Annotated in this window: 1 protein-coding gene; it reads left to right on the plus strand. The window is 58.2% G+C overall.

From position 1 onward, the window contains the following. The coding region (locus tag F4V54_RS11220; protein ID WP_150387183.1) for an ABC transporter permease at positions 1-564 on the plus strand (564 nt) is incomplete at its 5' end. Positions 565-582: the final 18 nt, after the last annotated feature.

Raw genomic sequence — 582 nt, forward strand, 5'->3', positions numbered from 1 at the left:
TTTGATGGCCTGGTGATCTCCACGGCTAGCCAGATCGGCATTGCAGTACCCAGTTTCCTTGCTGCGGTGCTCCTGGTGGCAGTATTCGCCGTGCACTTAGGGTGGGTGCCCGCTAATGGTTGGACCCCACCGGGGGTTGATTTCACGGCCTTTGTGGAGCGCCTCATCTTGCCGGTGATCTCGCTGACCGCGGTGCAGGCAGCCATCCTCACCCGCTATGTGCGCGGTGCGATTTTGGAAGTTCTGCACGAAGACTTCATGCGCACCGCCTTTTCTAAAGGCATGAGTTCCCGGCGCGCTGTGTTGGTGCACGCGCTACGCAATGCCGCCTTGCCGGTGCTTACCGTTACCGGTACGCAGCTCACCAGCTTGATTGTTGGTGCGGTGGTCATTGAGCGAGTGTTCATGCTCCCAGGTATTGGTTCCATGCTGCTTGATGCGGTGGTTAACCGTGACCTTCCGGTAGTTCAAGCAGTGGTGATGGTGCTGGTGTTCTTCACCCTCGCGGTGAACCTGCTGGTGGATATCCTCAACACCTTGGTTGACCCAAGGACCAGGCGTTAAGGCACACGCGAAGGGCAA

It is taken from the genome of Corynebacterium tuscaniense (genome assembly GCF_008693065.1).
GTDB lineage: Bacteria > Actinomycetota > Actinomycetes > Mycobacteriales > Mycobacteriaceae > Corynebacterium > Corynebacterium tuscaniense.